The sequence below is a fragment of the Streptomyces sp. N35 genome (assembly GCF_016464295.1).
Taxonomy (GTDB): Bacteria; Actinomycetota; Actinomycetes; order Streptomycetales; family Streptomycetaceae; genus Streptomyces.
In genome coordinates this window covers 1-15,834 of the sequence record NZ_JAEIMH010000087.1, presented here as the reverse complement: position 1 = coordinate 15,834, position 15,834 = coordinate 1, and the positions used below count along the sequence as shown (strand labels likewise).

Annotated in this window: 11 protein-coding genes; 3 read left to right on the top strand and 8 right to left on the bottom strand. The window is 71.2% G+C overall.

Annotated elements, in window-relative coordinates:
- Window positions 1–94: 94 nt before the first annotated feature.
- The 3 genes from JAO81_RS34050 to JAO81_RS34040 form a co-directional block, all read right to left on the bottom strand.
- The gene (locus JAO81_RS34050; RefSeq protein WP_199551845.1) at window positions 95–709 is read right to left on the bottom strand and encodes a hypothetical protein; all 615 of its coding nucleotides are present in this window, start codon (window positions 707–709) and stop codon (window positions 95–97) included.
- 86 nt (window positions 710–795) lie between these two features.
- Window positions 796–3,033 (bottom strand): MMPL family transporter, encoded by a 2,238-nt coding sequence (locus tag JAO81_RS34045; protein ID WP_199551844.1) that lies wholly within the window; start codon window positions 3,031–3,033, stop codon window positions 796–798.
- Between the two features lie 300 nt (window positions 3,034–3,333).
- Window positions 3,334–5,382: a phosphocholine-specific phospholipase C gene (locus tag JAO81_RS34040; protein ID WP_233416322.1), complete on the bottom strand. Its 2,049-nt coding sequence runs from the start codon at window positions 5,380–5,382 to the stop codon at window positions 3,334–3,336.
- Between the two features lie 310 nt (window positions 5,383–5,692).
- On the opposite strand from JAO81_RS34040, the gene JAO81_RS34035 reads away from it, so the two are divergent.
- Window positions 5,693–6,910: an SMI1/KNR4 family protein gene (locus tag JAO81_RS34035; protein WP_199551842.1), complete on the top strand. Its 1,218-nt coding sequence runs from the start codon at window positions 5,693–5,695 to the stop codon at window positions 6,908–6,910.
- 138 nt (window positions 6,911–7,048) lie between these two features.
- On the opposite strand, the gene gatB is transcribed toward JAO81_RS34035, so the two are convergent.
- The 4 genes from gatB to gatC are packed head-to-tail and all read right to left on the bottom strand — an operon-like array spanning window position 7,049 to window position 10,607.
- Window positions 7,049–8,554, bottom strand: coding sequence for an Asp-tRNA(Asn)/Glu-tRNA(Gln) amidotransferase subunit GatB (gene gatB, locus JAO81_RS34030; RefSeq protein WP_199551841.1), 1,506 nt, complete (start codon window positions 8,552–8,554; stop codon window positions 7,049–7,051).
- Window positions 8,555–8,570: 16 nt separating this feature from the next.
- Complete coding sequence (locus JAO81_RS34025; RefSeq protein WP_199551856.1) at window positions 8,571–8,804, bottom strand: hypothetical protein; 234 nt, start codon at window positions 8,802–8,804, stop codon at window positions 8,571–8,573.
- A 5-nt stretch (window positions 8,805–8,809) separates the two neighbouring features.
- Window positions 8,810–10,303 (bottom strand): Asp-tRNA(Asn)/Glu-tRNA(Gln) amidotransferase subunit GatA, encoded by a 1,494-nt coding sequence (gatA, locus tag JAO81_RS34020; RefSeq protein WP_199551840.1) that lies wholly within the window; start codon window positions 10,301–10,303, stop codon window positions 8,810–8,812.
- 7 nt (window positions 10,304–10,310) lie between these two features.
- Window positions 10,311–10,607, bottom strand: coding sequence for an Asp-tRNA(Asn)/Glu-tRNA(Gln) amidotransferase subunit GatC (gene gatC, locus JAO81_RS34015; protein WP_165335824.1), 297 nt, complete (start codon window positions 10,605–10,607; stop codon window positions 10,311–10,313).
- Window positions 10,608–11,072: 465 nt separating this feature from the next.
- Here gatC and prfB point away from each other — a divergent pair, with 465 nt between their 5' ends.
- On the top strand, window positions 11,073–12,185 hold the full coding sequence (gene prfB / locus JAO81_RS34010) for a peptide chain release factor 2 (protein ID WP_199551839.1): 1,113 nt from the start codon (window positions 11,073–11,075) through the stop codon (window positions 12,183–12,185).
- Between the two features lie 146 nt (window positions 12,186–12,331).
- On the opposite strand, the gene JAO81_RS34005 is transcribed toward prfB, so the two are convergent.
- Window positions 12,332–14,518, bottom strand: coding sequence for a DEAD/DEAH box helicase (locus JAO81_RS34005; RefSeq protein WP_307814033.1), 2,187 nt, complete (start codon window positions 14,516–14,518; stop codon window positions 12,332–12,334).
- 399 nt (window positions 14,519–14,917) lie between these two features.
- Here JAO81_RS34005 and JAO81_RS34000 point away from each other — a divergent pair, with 399 nt between their 5' ends.
- Complete coding sequence (locus tag JAO81_RS34000) at window positions 14,918–15,733, top strand: hypothetical protein (RefSeq protein WP_199551837.1); 816 nt, start codon at window positions 14,918–14,920, stop codon at window positions 15,731–15,733.
- The last annotated feature ends 101 nt before the right edge of the window (window positions 15,734–15,834 follow it).

Sequence of the window (15,834 nt, the reverse complement as noted above, 5' to 3'; positions counted from 1 at the left end):
CCCGGGGCCCCCCCCCCTAAACACCGCCCTGCCCCCCGGGGCAGAGGGGGCCCCGCGGGGCCTTAGACGGCTTAGAGGCTTGCCCGGCGGCTGCCTAGGAGGTGGACGGCAGGCCCATGAAGAGGTCCAGGTACTTGGCCACAGCGAGCAGCAGACCCACGACGCCCAGCGCCACGCCCGCCCACGCGACGGACTTGATCCACGGCGCCTGCACCACCCGGCCCGGCGCGCCGAACGCGGGCCGCGCGAGAACGAAAGCGCCGACCAGCAGGGCGAGCAGCGCGAAGGCACCGCCCACCAGAGCGGTGGCGTGCCAGGAGTCCCCGTACACCGCCTCGACCTGCTGGGCGACGCTCGCGGTACTCGAGGTCTCCAGCTGTCCGACCAGGGAGGAACGCGCGGAGGCGATGGTGCCGACCCAGCTTCCGGTGAGCGCGACGATGCCGAGCGCCGCGGAGACGACGGCCGCGGCGCCCTGGCCCACGCCGGCGGCGGGCATCTGCTCCGGGGCGTCCTCGTCGAGGGCGCCGAGGTCGTCCTCGGCGTCCCCCGCCGACTCGGCACCCTCGACCGCGCCCTTGCCGACGCCGTCGTCCGCACCCTTGTCGACGCCCTCGTCCGTGCCCTTCTCGACGCGCTCCACGACCGCCTCGTCCCGGTCCTGCGACGTCGCGTCGTCCGTCTGTCGCTTCTCGATCTCAGTGCTCATGAACCGCACGCTAGGTGCCGCGTCTGAGAGCTTCCTTAACGCGCTCCGGCCGGCGCTCCCGGCCCTCACCGCGCCCCGGCCGACGCTCACCGCTCCCCGGCCAGCTCCGCCTCACCGGCGCCGGCCCCGACGTCCGTACCGCTCCCGGCCGCACGCTGCCCCGGTACCACCACGCCCCGGCACTCCGGCGGCTCGATGCTGATCCGCGGCAGGATCCGGTCGAGCCACTTCGGCAGCCACCAGTTCGCCCCGCCCAGCATGTGCATCAGCGCGGGGACAAGGAGCGTGCGCAGGACGAAGGCGTCGAGCGCGACCGCCGCGGCCAGCGCGATGCCGAACATCGCGATCACCCGGTCACCACTGAGGACGAACGCCAGGAAGACCGAAATCATGATCACCGCGGCCGAGTTGATCACCCGGCTGGTCTCCGCGAGGCCCACCCGGACCGCGCGCCGGTTGTCGCCGGTCTCCAGCCACTCCTCGTACATCCTGCTGACCAGGAAGACCTGGTAGTCCATGGAGAGCCCGAAGAGCACCGACACCATGATCACCGGCAGGAAGGGCTCGATCGGGCCCGCGCGCCCGAGCCCGAGCAGCTCGCTCCCCCAGCCCCACTGGAAGATCGCGACCACCACGCCGAAGGCCGAGGCCACGGCGGCGACGTTCATGGCGGCTGCCTTGAGCGGTATCCCGATCGAACGGAACGCGAGCAGCAGCAGCACGCATCCGAGGCCGATCACCACCCCCACGAACAGGGGCAGCTTCGCGACGATGACCTCGGCGAAGTCGTCGTAACTCGCGGTGATCCCGCCCACGTACGCCTCGAGCGAGGTGCCCTGCTCGGCCTTCGGCAGGATCTCGGTGCGCAGCGCGTCGACGAGTTCGCTGGTGGCGGCGGACTGCGGCGCGGAGTTCGGCGTGACGGTGAGCAGCGCGATCTCGCCGCTCTCGTCGTACGTGACCGGGGAGACGGCCGCGACACCCTTCGTGTCGTCGAGCGTCCCGGCCAGGCGGTCGAGCGCGAACTTGTCCTCGGCTCCGTGCACATCGGCGACGAGCGTCAGCGGACCGTTGACGCCGGGCCCGAAGCCTTCGGCAAGGAGGTCGTACGCCTGCCGGGTCGTCGAGGACTGCGCGTTGTTGCCCTGGTCGGAGGTGCCGAGGCGGAGCGAGAGCGTGGGCAGGGCGAGCGCGGCCATGAGGACAAGCGCGATCGCGCCGAGCAGCTTGGGCCGCCGCTCGACGAAGGCCGACCAGCGGGCCGCGAACCCTGTGGGCAGTTCGGGCGCGGGCCCGTGCTCGGTGAGATGCGCGCGCTCGCGCCGGCTCAGGGCGCGCATGCCGATGTACGACAGGAGCGCGGGCAGCAGTGTCACGGAGGCCGCGACCGTGAGGACCACGGTCAGCGAGGCGGCGATGGCCACACCGCCCAGGAAGTCGAGCCGCAGGATCAGCATGCCGAGCAGGGCTATGCACACCGTCGCGCCGGCGAACACCACCGCGCGCCCCGTGGTGGCGACGGCGGTGCGCGCGGCCTCGTCCACGGAAAGTCCGCGTTTCAGGCCGCGGCGGTGGCGGGTCACGATGAACAGCGCGTAGTCGATGCCGACGCCGAGGCCGACGAGCAGCCCCAGCATGGGCGCGAAGTCGGCGACGGTCATCACATGGCCGAGCAGCGCGATGCCGGCGTACGCGGTGCCGACGCTGACCAGCGCGGTCGCGATCGGCAGCAGCGACGCGGCGAGCGAGCCGAAGGCGAGGAAGAGCACCACGGCCGCCACGACCACGCCGACGATCTCGGCGGTGTGCCCGCCCTTCGCCTCGGTGAGGCCCATCGCACTGCCGCCGAGTTCGACCTCAAGGCCGTCGGACGCGGCGCCCTCGGCGGTACGGACGAGGGCTTCGGCATCGGCCTTGTCGACGTCGGCCGCGGCCCGGTCGAAGGTGACGACGGCGTACGCGGTGTGCGCGTCCTTGCTGATCTGCCCGGCGCCGGCGGCATGGTACGGGCTCACGACCGAGGAGATGCCCGGGAGTTCGGCGACCTTGTCCAGGGTCCTGGTCATCGTCTGCTGGACGTCGGCCGCGTTCACCGTGCCCTCGTCCGTGTGCCAGACGATGGTGTCGGTGTCGCCGCCGAGGTGCGCGAAGCCCTCTTCGAGGAGGGCGGCGGCGCGGCCGGACTCGGTGCCGGGCACGTCGTAGTCGTTGGAGTAGGCCGTGCCCGCCACGGCGGCGGCCGCGCCCACGCCGACCAAGGTGGCGAGCCAGAGCAGTACGGCGGCCAGTCGGTGCGTGACACACCACCGTGCGAGTGCTGCCACGGAGCTGCTCCCGGGTGCTTTTGAGGATCTGCGTACGGGAACAGCCCATGCGGAACTCGTGCCCTACAGGGACCCAACGGGCCCTTTCCACCCTCCCTCTTGCACCCGAAAAAGATCCATTGTCCGTTCCGTGCCCATCGCCACAGGGGTGCCCGGGCCTTCCCGCCCTTGGTCCCGGACGGCTCGGGACGTGGTCCCGGGCGCCGCCGGGACGTGGTCCCGGGCATCCTCAGGACGTGGTCCCGGGCAGCTCGGGCAGCACGTTCTGAGGGTGCCCGGGACCGGAGGGCGGGCACGGGTTCAGCCCGAGACGCTCACGCGGCCGTTCTCGATGTGGCCCATCAGCCGGCGCCGGAAGCCCTCGTCGCCCGCGGCCGTGATCTCCAGGTCGTACCAGCCGTGCGCACTATGGGCCCGGTGCTCGACGGTGCGGGCGCGCCCCGGGCGGACGGTGATCTTGCGCGGGCGCTCCCCGCCGTACGCGAGCGATCGCACGGTGAAGGTCAGCGGCGCCTTGCCGTCGTTGCGCAGCGCGATACGCAGGCTCCGCCCCTGCCCGTCGACCGACGAGGTCACCCCGGCCGCGCCCCGCGCGCGCCCGGCGAACTCCCGGCGGAAGCCGTTCGGCCCGGTGACCGTGAACGCATACGCGTCCCCGGCCAGCGGCACCTCCCACAGCGCCCGGTCCTCGACATCGGTGTGCTGGGGCGCGGCGAACTCACCCGCGTACGGATAAAGAGCGAGCGGCACGCTGGAGCGCCCGCCGTTCTCGACCCGGAGCCGGAAGACAGCTCCGCGTACGGACCCGTACGCGTCCGGCTGGTACGGCAGGGCGCGGGCCGGGCGGCGGCCGGGCTCCTGCTCGGGCATCTTCTGGTCCAGCGGCGGCTGCGGGCGCCAGCGCCCGGTGAACGGCGGGATGGCGCCGGGCTGTTCGGCCTCGGGCTGCCGGCGGCCGCGCCTGAAGTCGAAGGCGCCGGTGAGGTCGCCGGTGACGCGACGGCGCCAGGTGCCGATGTTGGGCTCGCGGATACCGGTCCACTTCTCCAGGAACCGGATCACGGAGGTGTGGTCGAACACCTCGGAGGAGACATAGCCGCCCACCGACCACGGCGAGATCACCAGCATCGGCACCCGGATCCCGAGCCCGGTCGGCAGTCCCTGCCAGCGCTCCTCGGGGTCGTCGGCGGGCGGCACGGGCGGCGGTACATGGTCGAAGAAGCCGTCGTTCTCGTCGTAGTTGATGAGGACGACGGTGTGCCGCCAGACCTCGGGGTGCGAGGCCAGCGCGTCGAGGACCTTGTAGACGAGGGTCGCGCTGTGGATCGGCGATGAGGTGCCGGGGTGCTCGGAGTCGATGGCGGAGGGCACGAGGAAGGAGACCTCGGGCAGCTCGCCGGCGGCGACGTCCTTGGCGAACTCCGCCGCCAGCTGCCCGGTGGGCACTCGCCGCAGCGCCCGCTCGAACAGCGAACGCTCGTCATCCGTAAGGGTCTTGACCCCTTCCTCCAGGGCGCCGAGGAGCCGGGTGCGCTCGGCCTCGTCCGCCGTGTCCCGCACCTTGGCGTAGAACGCCTCCATGTACGTGAACCCGGTCCCCGCGAGGACCTTGCGCGCGATCGCCTTGAAGGTGGTGAAGAACTCGATCTGGTTGTCGGTGAAGTTCTCCCACTCGGTGTACGTCTTCCAGGTGCGCCCCGCCTCCTCCAGGCGCTCCGGGTACGTCGTCCAGTCGTAGCCGGGGTGGGTGCCCTCGGCGTACGCGCCGTTGCCGACCGCGCGGGCGCCGTTGGCCTCGTACCCCGTCTTGCCGCTCCACAGGTGGTTGCGGTTGGGGCTGGTCGAGGTGTGGATCGACGAGTGGTAGGCGTCGCAGATCGTGAAGGTGTCCGCGAGCTCGTAGTGCAGCGGGAGGTCCGCACGCGTGTAATACGCCATCGTCGCGGCGGACTTGGCGCTGATCCAGTTGTCCATCCAGCCGTCGTGCCACGCCTTGCCGCCACCGGCCCAGTCGTGGTTCAGATCGCCGATGTACTGCAGGTCCTTCTGCTGCGCCGCGGCCGCGTCCCGTACGGGGAAGGGCAGCACGGTGCGCAGCAGGTCCGGCTGCTCGAACACGCTCTTTCCGGTGGGAAGTTGGATCGCGTTGCGGTCACCGAAGCCGCGTACGCCGCGCAGGGAGCCGAAGTAGTGGTCGAAGGACCGGTTCTCCTGCATCAGGATCACCACGTGCTTGACGGCCTTGAGCCCACCGGGCGGCGGCTCGTGCGCCAGGGCCTGCGTGAGCGACGGCGGCAGCAGGGAACCCGCCGCGGCCGCACCCAGCGCACCGCCGCCGAGGGCGAGCAGACGTCTGCGGGAGAACTCGGGGCGCGCGGACTCAGGGCGCGTGGGCTCGGAGGACGTGGGCTCGGTGGGCGTGGGCTCGGTGGGCGTGGACGAGGACAAGGCGGCTGACCTCCTGGTCGGGGCTGGGGCTCATCACCGGGGCCACAGTGGCTCCGACCGGGGACGTTAGGGCGGTTCGGTGGCGAGGAGAAGTCACCGGAACGACTTGACTGTGAACGCCCGAGTCGCGCGCCGCCGTCCGCGGCATCGGACGCGGGGGCGGGCGGCGGGGGCAGCCGCGTTGTCAGAGGCGGATGACAGTCTCGTACGCATGGAACCCACCGGACCCGCCGCCGCCTTCGCCACCCTCGTCGGACCACCGCCGGCTCCCGCTCCCGCGGTGGACTGGGCGGCGGTCGAGGCCTGGCTGGAGGTTCCGCTGCCCGCGGACTACAAGGCGCTGGTGTCAGCGTACGGGCCGGTGGAGATCGGCGGCCCGCAGGGCGTACGGGTGCGGCTGCACACGCCGTGCGCGAGCACGGACGGGCGTTATGAGTACGGGAGTTGGCTGGTCGAGACGCATCGGCACTCGGCGATACGGCCGCTCATGTTCACACGTGAGCAGCGGGTGTTCCTGCCGACGGAGGGCGGGCTGCTCGTCTTCGGCGAGACCTCGTCCGGCGACCATCTCTTCTGGGACACGTCGGTGTCCAAGGATCCGGACGAGTGGCCGGTGGTCCTGCTGACCACGCGCGTGGCCGCGCACGTGGACGAGCCATGGGTCCAGTACGAAGTGCCGCTCCTGGAGTTGCTGTCGGCTGCGATACGGGGCGGGGTGCCGAACCCCGGCGAGCCGGGCGGGCAGCTCGGGCCGTTGGGGCGCCAGGTGCGGGTGTTCGCACCCTTGGCGGACGCCGAGCCCTGGAGCCCTCCGGCGCGGGGCGCGCATGTCGACGCACGCCAGCATGCGGCTCTCAGGGAAGGGGACGGCCTCAACGCCGTGCTCGCCCTCGTCCCCGCGCCGCTCACCCCGCATGTGGGCGAGGGGACTTGGGAAGAGGTCTTCGAGCGGATCGGCACCCGGCTGCCGAGCGACTTCATGGCGCTCACCGAGCGGTACGGCAGGGGCGGCTGGTCCGGGTGGCTGGACATGCCCGCGCCTTTGGACACCGAAAGCCGTTGGGGGCTGGCCGGGGAAATCATCCGGGGGCGCGAGGCCTATCGCGAACTGCGCGACGCCCACCCGCAGTTCCATGCGCTGCCGGCCTGGCCCGAGCCCGGTGGCTTTCTGCCGTGCGCCTCGACGATCGACGGCGACTGGATCGGCTGGTGCACCGAAGGCGAGCCGGACGAGTGGCGGGTCGCCGTGCACCCTCGGCACTCGGAGCCGGGACCGCCCCTGCCCGGGAACTTCACACGGACACTGCTGCACTGGCTGCGCGGGGACCGGCCGGGCAGTGCGGGCTTTCCCGCCCTGCCCGCGGGAACGGATCCGCTGGATGTCGTCTTCTTCGCGCCCTACCCGCACACACCGGAGGATCCCGCGTGACCCCGAACCGCCCATGGCCCCGCAGGCCGGGGAGTCAGCCCCGTCCGCAGACCATCGGCGACGCACGCCGTACGGAGAAAAGCGGCGGCGCCCCGGGCCTGAACCCGGAGCGCCGCCCCTTCACAACGAACCGAGGTGTCAGCCCTCGACGCCCAGCTTCTCCAGGATCAGTTCCTTGACGCGGGCCGCGTCGGCCTGACCGCGGGTCGCCTTCATGACGGCGCCCACCAGCGCACCGGCGGCCGCGACCTTGCCGGACTGGATCTTGGCGACGATCCCGGCGTTGGCGGCGATGGCCTCGTCCACGGCGGTGGACAGCGCACCCTCGTCGGAGACGACCTTGAGGCCGCGCTTCTCGACGACCTCGTCCGGCGTCCCCTCGCCCTTCAGAACGCCCTCGATGACCTGGCGGGCCAGCTTGTCGTTGAGGTCACCGGCGGCGACGAGCTCGCAGACCCGGGCGACCTGCGCCGGGGTGATGTCGAGCTCCTCGAGGGACCTGCCCGTCTCGTTGGCGTTACGGGCCAACTCGCCCATCCACCACTTACGGGCCTGGTCGGACGGGGCGCCGGCCTCGATCGTGGCGACGATCGAGTCGACCGCGCCCGCGTTGAGGATCGACTGCATGTCGTGCTCGCTGACGCCCCACTCCTCGCGGAGCCGGTTGCGGCGCACGCGCGGCATCTCGGGGAGTCCCGCCCGCAGTTCCTCGACCCACTCGCGCGCGGGGGCCACCGGCACCAGGTCCGGCTCGGGGAAGTAGCGGTAGTCCTCGGCGTTGTCCTTGATACGGCCGGAGGTCGTGGAGCCGTCTTCCTCGTGGAAGTGGCGGGTCTCCTGGACGATCGTGCCGCCGTCCTCGAGCACGGCCGCGTGCCGCTGGATCTCGAAGCGCGCGGCGCGCTCCACGGAACGCAGCGAGTTGACGTTCTTCGTCTCCGAGCGCGTGCCGAACTCCTCGCGCCCGTGCGGCCGCAGCGACAGGTTCACGTCGCAGCGCATCTGGCCCTTGTCCATCCGGGCCTCGGAGACACCGAGCGCCTTGATGACCTCGCGCAGCTCGGCGACGTACGCCTTCGCCACCTCGGGAGCACGCTCGCCCGCACCCTCGATCGGCTTGGTGACGATCTCGATGAGCGGGATGCCGGCCCGGTTGTAGTCCAGGAGCGAGTGCGAGGCGCCGTGGATACGGCCCGTCGCGCCACCGACGTGTGTCGACTTGCCGGTGTCCTCCTCCATGTGGGCGCGCTCGATCTCCACGCGGAAGACCTCGCCGTCCTCCAGCTGCACGTCGAGGTAGCCGTTGAAGGCGATGGGCTCGTCGTACTGGGAGGTCTGGAAGTTCTTCGGCATGTCCGGATAGAAGTAGTTCTTCCGGGCGAAGCGGCACCATTCGGCGATCTCGCAGTGCAGCGCGAGGCCGATCTTGATGGCCGACTCGACGCCGATCTCGTTCACGACCGGCAGTGCGCCGGGCAGACCGAGACAGGTCGGGCAGGTCTGGCTGTTGGCGTCCTGCTTCAGCTCCGTGGAGCAGCCGCAGAACATCTTGGTCTTGGTGCCGAGTTCGACATGGACCTCAAGGCCCATGACCGGGTCGTACGACGCCAATGCGTCCTCGTACGACAGAAGTTCGGTGGTCACGGTGAAACTTTCCCTCTCAGCCCAGCAGGACGTCGTCGTCGCCGAGCTTCTTCAGCTCACGGAAGAGCAGAGCCAGACCCGTGACGATGGCGGCGGCGGAGACGGCGGCGTCGACGAGCCGGAGCGTGTCGTTGTCCTTGCGCGCCATCCGGGCCTGCTTGACGACGCCGATCGCGCCGGCGGCGGTCGTGGCGATCGACAGGTACGCGCCGGGCTTGGACTTCCTGAAACCCTTGGCCTTGGCAGTCATGGGACTCACAGCGACGGTGCCTCCTCGAGCAGCGGGTGGCCCCACTTTTCCACGAACGCGGCCTCGACGGCAGCGCCGACCTTGTAGAGGCGGTCGTCCTTCATGGCGGGGGCGATGATCTGCAGTCCGACCGGGAGACCGTCCTCGGGTGCCAGGCCGCACGGCAGCGACATGGCGGAGTTGCCGGCCAGGTTGGTCGGGATGGTGCACAGGTCCGCGAGGTACATCGCCATCGGGTCGTCGGCTCGCTCGCCGATCGGGAAGGCCGTCGTCGGAGTCGTCGGGGAGACGATGACGTCGACCTGCTCGAAGGCGGCCTCGAACTCGCGGGTGATGAGGGTGCGGACCTTCTGGGCACTGCCGTAGTACGCGTCGTAGTAGCCGGAGCTCAGCGCGTACGTGCCCAGGATGATGCGGCGCTTGACCTCGTCGCCGAAGCCGGCCTCGCGGGTGAGCGCGGTGACGTCCTCGGCGGACTTCGTGCCGTCGTCGCCGACGCGCAGCCCGTAGCGCATCGCGTCGAACCGGGCGAGGTTCGAGGAGCACTCGGAGGGCGCGATCAGGTAGTACGCGGACAGCGCCAGGTCGAAGGTCGGGCAGTCCAGCTCGACGATCTCGGCGCCGAGCTCCTTGAGCAGCTCGACCGACTCGTCGAAGCGCTGCACGACACCGGCCTGGTAGCCCTCACCGCGGAACTGCTTGACGACACCGACGCGCATGCCCTGTACGGAGCCGTTGCGCGCGGCCTCGACGACCGGCGGGACCGGGGCGTCGATGGAGGTGGAGTCGAGCGGGTCGTGCCCGGCGATCACCTCGTGCAGGAGCGCGGCGTCCAGGACCGTTCGGGCGCAGGGGCCGCCCTGGTCGAGGCTGGAGCTGAAGGCCACCATGCCGTACCGCGAGACGCCGCCGTACGTCGGCTTCACGCCGACCGTGCCGGTGACGGCGGCGGGCTGGCGGATCGATCCGCCGGTGTCCGTGCCGATGGCGAGCGGGGCCTGGTACGCGGCGAGCGCGGCGGAGGAGCCGCCACCGGAGCCGCCGGGGATCCGGGTGAGGTCCCAGGGGTTGCCGGTCGGGCCGTACGCGCTGTTCTCGGTCGAGGACCCCATGGCGAACTCGTCCATGTTGGTCTTGCCGAGGATGACCACGTCGGCGGCCTTGAGGCGCTTGGTGAGCGTGGCGTCGTAGGGCGGGATCCAGCCTTCGAGGATCTTGGAGCCGACCGTGGTCGGGATGCCCTCGGTGGTGAAGATGTCCTTCAGCGCGAGCGGGACACCGGCGAGGGGGCCGAGCTTCTCGCCCGCCGCCCGCTTGGCGTCCACGGCCGCGGCCTGCTTCAGGGCGCCCTCGCGGTCGACGTACAGGAAGGCGTGCACCTTCTCGTCGACGGCCTCGATCCGGGCCAGGTGGGCCTCGGTGACCTCTACTGCGGTGAGCTCGCCGTCCTTGATCTTCTGTGCGATCTCGGCGGCGGTGAGCTTGATGATGTCCGTCATGGTGGTGTTAGTCCTCCCCCAGGATCTGCGGCACCTTGAAACGCTGCTGCTCCTGGGCCGGGGCGCCGGAGAGCGCCTGCTCGGGGGTGAGCGACGGACGGACCTCGTCCGCGCGCATGACGTTCGTCAGCGGCAGCGGGTGAGAGGTCGGCGGTACGTCTTGGTCGGCGACCTCGCTGACGCGGGCGACCGCGCCGATGATGTCGTCGAGCTGGCCGGCGAAGTGCTCGAGCTCTTCGGCCTTCAGCTCCAGACGCGCCAGCCGTGCGAGGTGGGCGACCTCCTCGCGCGTGATGCCAGGCATGCGGATCCTCACGGGGTGCGTGTTCTGTGTTTCGGCGGTTTGGGCCCAATCCTATGGGGCGCGGCTCCATGCCCATGAAACGGTTTCGTGAGGTGCGGTCCGTCACGGCCGCGGCAAGCGGTTTTCCCCTCCCGCTTTCAGCCCCTGCGGCACTTGAGCTTCCGGCCCCCGCGGCGCTTGAGCCTTCAGCCCCTGCGGCGCTTGAGCCTTCAGCCCCTGCGGCGTTTGAGCAGATCCGAACGAAGTTCGGATGAAGGGGTCCGGGGCGAAGCCCCGGTTTCGGGAAGGGGCGGGTAGGGGAAATCCGCCCGCCGCAGGCGCAACCGACCCGCACCCCCACCGACCCGCACCCGGCAGCGCACCCCCACCGACCCGCAACCGACCCGCACCCGGCAGCGCACCCCCCGGAAAGCCCTCGCACCGGCGGGGGACGAGAGCCGTCACAGGCCCCGGTACGCTGGGGGCGTGGCAGTCGTCGATATTTCCGAAGAGCTCAAGTCCCTCAACGCGACCATGACGTCCATCGAGGCCGTCCTGGACCTCGACAAGCTGAGGGCCGACATCGCCGTGCTCGAGGAGCAGGCCGCGGCGCCGTCCCTGTGGGACGACCCGGAGGCCGCCCAGAAGATCACGAGCAAGCTCTCGCACCTCCAGGCCGACGTCCGCAAGGCGGAGGCGCTGCGGGGCCGTATCGACGACCTCGCCGTGCTCTTCGAGATGGCCGCGGAGGAGGACGACGCGGACACCCTCGCTGAGGCCGAGCCCGAGCTGACCGCGGCCCAGAGGGCGCGGGACGAGATGGAGGCCCGCACGCCCCTCTCGGGTGAGTACGACGCGCGCGAGGCCCTCGTGAACATCCGCGCCGAGGCCGGCGGCGTCGACGCCGCCGACTTCGCCGAGCAGCTGCAGCGCATGTACCTGCGCTGGGCCGAGCGGCACAACTACAGCACCGAGGTGTACGAGACCTCGTACGCGGAAGAGGCCGGCATCAAGTCGACCACCTTCGTCGTCAAGGCCCCCTACGCCTACGGCACCCTCTCCGTCGAGCAGGGCACCCACCGCCTCGTGCGGATCTCGCCCTTCGACAACCAGGGCCGCCGCCAGACCTCGTTCGCGGGCGTCGAGGTGCTCCCCGTCGTCGAGTCCAGCGACCACGTCGAGATCGACGAGTCCGAGCTGCGCATCGACGTCTACCGCGCGTCGGGCCCCGGCGGCCAGGGCGTCAACACCACCGACTCGGCCGTGCGCATCACGCACATCCCGACCGGCATCGTGGTCTCCTGCCAGAACGAGCGCTCCCAGATCCAGAACAAGGCCAGCGCCATGAACGTGCTGCAGGCCAAGCTCCTGGAGCGCCAGCGCCAGGAGGAGCGCGCCAAGATGGACGCGCTCAAGGACTCCGGCAGCTCCTGGGGCAACCAGATGCGCTCGTACGTCCTGCACCCGTACCAGATGGTCAAGGACCTCCGTACGGAGTTCGAGGTCGGCAACCCGCAGGCCGTGCTCGACGGCGAGATCGACGGCTTCATCGAGGCCGGAATCCGCTGGCGCAAGCAGCAGGAAACGCAGACGGACTGATCCGAAGCCGGCCCATCCGGGCCCGGACCTTCCGGGTGACCGGGACCGGAGTGTGATCTGACAAGGGGACCTGTTGTCTCGCGTACCGCCCGAATTGCCGGGCTGTGGCGAGACGATTGGTCCCTTTCTCATCCCGAGAGCCGGCCTCACTTCCCGAGGGCCAGCCGCAGTTGTTCGTCCTCCACGATGTGGCGGGCCAGGTGTGGGTCCGAGATGTCGACTGCCTCCGGGACCGTCTCGGCGACCTCGCTGCGGCGCGCGTACGTATCGAACTGTTCCTGCTTGACCCGGTGCACCTCGAGCAGCCGCACATCCACACTGTCCGCGGCGAGCAGCCGGTGCACCTGCACCCGCCGCACCTGCCCCATCCGGTGCGCCCGGGCCACGGCCTGCGCCTCCAGGGCAGGGCTGAGCTGCGGTTCGCACAGGACCACGACCGACGCCGCCTGCAGATTGAGCCCGGTGCCCCCGGTACGTATCTGCGCGAGCAGCACAGCATGGTCGGGCGTCGCGGTGAACTCGTCGACGAGAGCCTGGCGTTCATCGGCCCCTGTCGCCCCCGTGAGCGGGCCGAGCGCCGCGCCGTGGAGGGCCGCCTCGACCACGGCGAGCACCTCCAGGAAGCAGGAGAAGACCACCACCTTCAGGTCGTTGGCGGCCGCTTCCGCGACCAGTTCGCGCAGCCGGTGCAGCTTCGCCGAGCGCGCCGGGTCCGCATAGGGCGCCCGCCGCATCGCCATGAAATTCCCCTCGCCGACCGCCCGGCGGTACGCCGCGCGGTCGCCGTCCGAGAGCTCCTCCCACTCGTCGGCATGGATCACCCCGGGCAGCTCGCCGAGCACATCCGGCTGATTGCGCCGCAGATAGCAGGGCGCGACGGCCGCGCGGAAGGCCCGCGAATCCAGCGCCCCCATCCCGTACTGCAACGCTTGGGCATCGGGTGACTGCAACTGCCCGATCAGCGACCGGAATTCGGCGACGTGGTTCTCCATCGGTGTGCCGGTCAGGAACAGCACACGGCCGGTGGAGGGCCGCCGGATCAGCGCGCGCAGCGCCTCGGCCCGCCGGGTCCTGGGGTTCTTCACGTACTGGGCCTCGTCGGCCACCACCAGGGCGAGGGGCACCTTCGGTATCTCCAGCGTCCGCAGCACGTCGTACGTCGTGACGAGCACGCCCCCGTCCGCCGCCCAGGCGTGCACGGCGGCATGCCGTCCCGGTCCATGGGCGCGGTATGTGATCAGTGAGCTGCGGCCCTCGATCTCCCGTATCCAATTGAGCAGGACGCCCACCGGGCACACCACGAGAAAGTTCCGGCCCTCCCCGGTGGCCCGCAGATGGGCGAGCGCGGCGAGTGCCTGGATCGTCTTGCCGAGCCCCATCTCGTCGCCGATCAGGACGCGGCGGCGGGCCAGCGCGAAGCGTGCGCCGAAGGCCTGGTAGCCGCGCAGCGAGACCTGGAGGAGCGACTCGTCGAGCGGCTGCGCCCGCACCTGTTCGGCGATACCGGTCGGGATGAACCCCTCGGCGGACTCCCGGTCCTCGGGCAGATCGGCGACTTTGCCGAGCACCGTGTAGTACTCGGCGGCCCGCACCTGGAAGTCCAGCCAGGCCCGGTCGGCCGGCTCGGGTCCGCGCAGCAGATCCGTGACGGCCTGGTCAAGGGTCATCCGTACGTCCGCGGAGGCGGTCGCGGCGAGGGCCTCACGGACCCGAAGCAGCGCGGCCCCGGCCTGGTCCCGCTTGCGGCGTCCGGCGAGCAGCCACTGCACGCGCGAGCCCGTGGTCACGGCCGCGGACAGATCGCTCTCCAGCGCGTCCGCGGTCTTACGGGCCTGCGCGACCGCCTCCGGGATGCCGGGCCCGGCGAGCACGAGCCGGTTCAACGCCCGTACGAGAGAGGTGTGCCGCGCATCTCCCTGGGCGTCCACATCGATCCGTACCGCCACGGTCTGAGCGGCCGCGCGCGCCAACTGGCCGGCGGCGCTGTGCAGTTGACCCGCGGTCTGCGCGCCGATGCCGGGCACCTGCCGCAGCCCGTACGGCTGCGCGTCCCGCACCTGGCCCACCGAGGCGAGCCCGGCCGCCTCCAGGGCCTCCAGTGCGGCCTCGCGCAGCTGCCCGCGCGTCACGTCCCGCAGGGCCGTCAGCGGCAGCCCTTCGAGCTCCTTGTGTACGAAGACCTCCGCGAGCACGCCGTACGCGCGCCGCACCTCCTCCTGGGCCGCGTCGTGCTCGCGCAGCACCGAGCGTGCGGCACCGAGCAGTTCGCGCCCGGCCCGCAGCAGCGCTCTGGCCCGCACCCCGACGGGCACCTGGCCGTCGTCCGCTGTCACTCCGCCCCCGTCGTCGGCTCGTGTGGTCCGTGTCTTTTGGTGGATTCCCGACTGCATCCATGGTGGCAGGCGGGTCTGACAACCCGCCCTCGTCGCGCGGGCCTTCGCCGGGGCCGGGTGTGAAACCCGTGGAAGAGGTGGGGGATCCGTCACAGTCATGACGCTCTTGCCGGGCAAGTGATCATGAAACGGACATCTCGCGCGTACTGACCTTGACGTAACTCTTAACTCTGGACAGGCTGCTGCGAAGCATGCGTATGTCTGGGGCGGGTGTGAACGGGGCGAGCGGGACGGGCCCTCAGTGAGGCAGTCCCGTACGAGAACAGCAAACCCCGCCGGGCCGTGGCCCCAACTACAGCTGCTCCATTGACGAGATCAGCTACTGGGGGTAGCAGCCAGATGACCAAGAAGACGCGGATCCGCGTTGCGCGAATAGCCGCCGGCGCCGTGATCGCGGCCGGTGCGTCGCTGACGGCGGCCGGTGCGGCCTCGGCCGCCGGCGTGGACGTGGACCTCGGCCCGCTGGGTGGCGTGAGCGCCACCGCGGACGAAGGCGGCCTCGGTGTCGACGTCGACCTGCCCGGTGCCGACGGTGGCGCTGACGGCGGTACCGACGGCGGTGCGGACGGCGGCAGTGACCCCGTCGGCGGCGTCTCCGAGGGCGGTGACAACGGCGGTACGACCGATGGCGGCACCGACGGTGGCACCACTGACGGTGGCACGACCGACGGCGGTACGACCGACGGTGGCACCACTGACGGTGGTACGACCGATGGCGGTACGACCGACGGCGGTACGACCGACGGTGGCACCACTGACGGTGGTACGACCGACGGCGGTACGACCGAAGGCGGCGACACCGACGGTGGCGTCTCCAACGGCTCCGGCAACGGTGGCGGCTCCAGCACCGGCGGTTCTGGCAACGGTGGCGGCTCCAGCACCGGCGGTTCCGACAACGGCGGCGGCTCCAGCACCGGTGGCAACGAGACCGACCCCGACAACGAGGGCAACCAGCCCGTCGAGCAGGCAGGCAAGGAGGGCCTCGAGGCCGCGGGCCCTCCCCCGGCGGAGGCCGGCAGGGGTGGCGGCGAGCCCGCCGAGCCCGGTCCCGCCGAGACCACGTTCCTGCTCATCGGCGCCGCGACCATGATCGCGGGCGGTATCGGCTTCCGGGCGCTCCCGCGTCTGGTCTCCGGCCGCAACGCCGCCGCCTGATCCGAGGCACAGCAGCAGAGGCACAACGGAAGGGCCCGGGGGCGCCGGCGCCCGGGGCCCCCCCCCAGTGCGTCGCGGGGGGGTTGCGGGGGGGGCGGGGG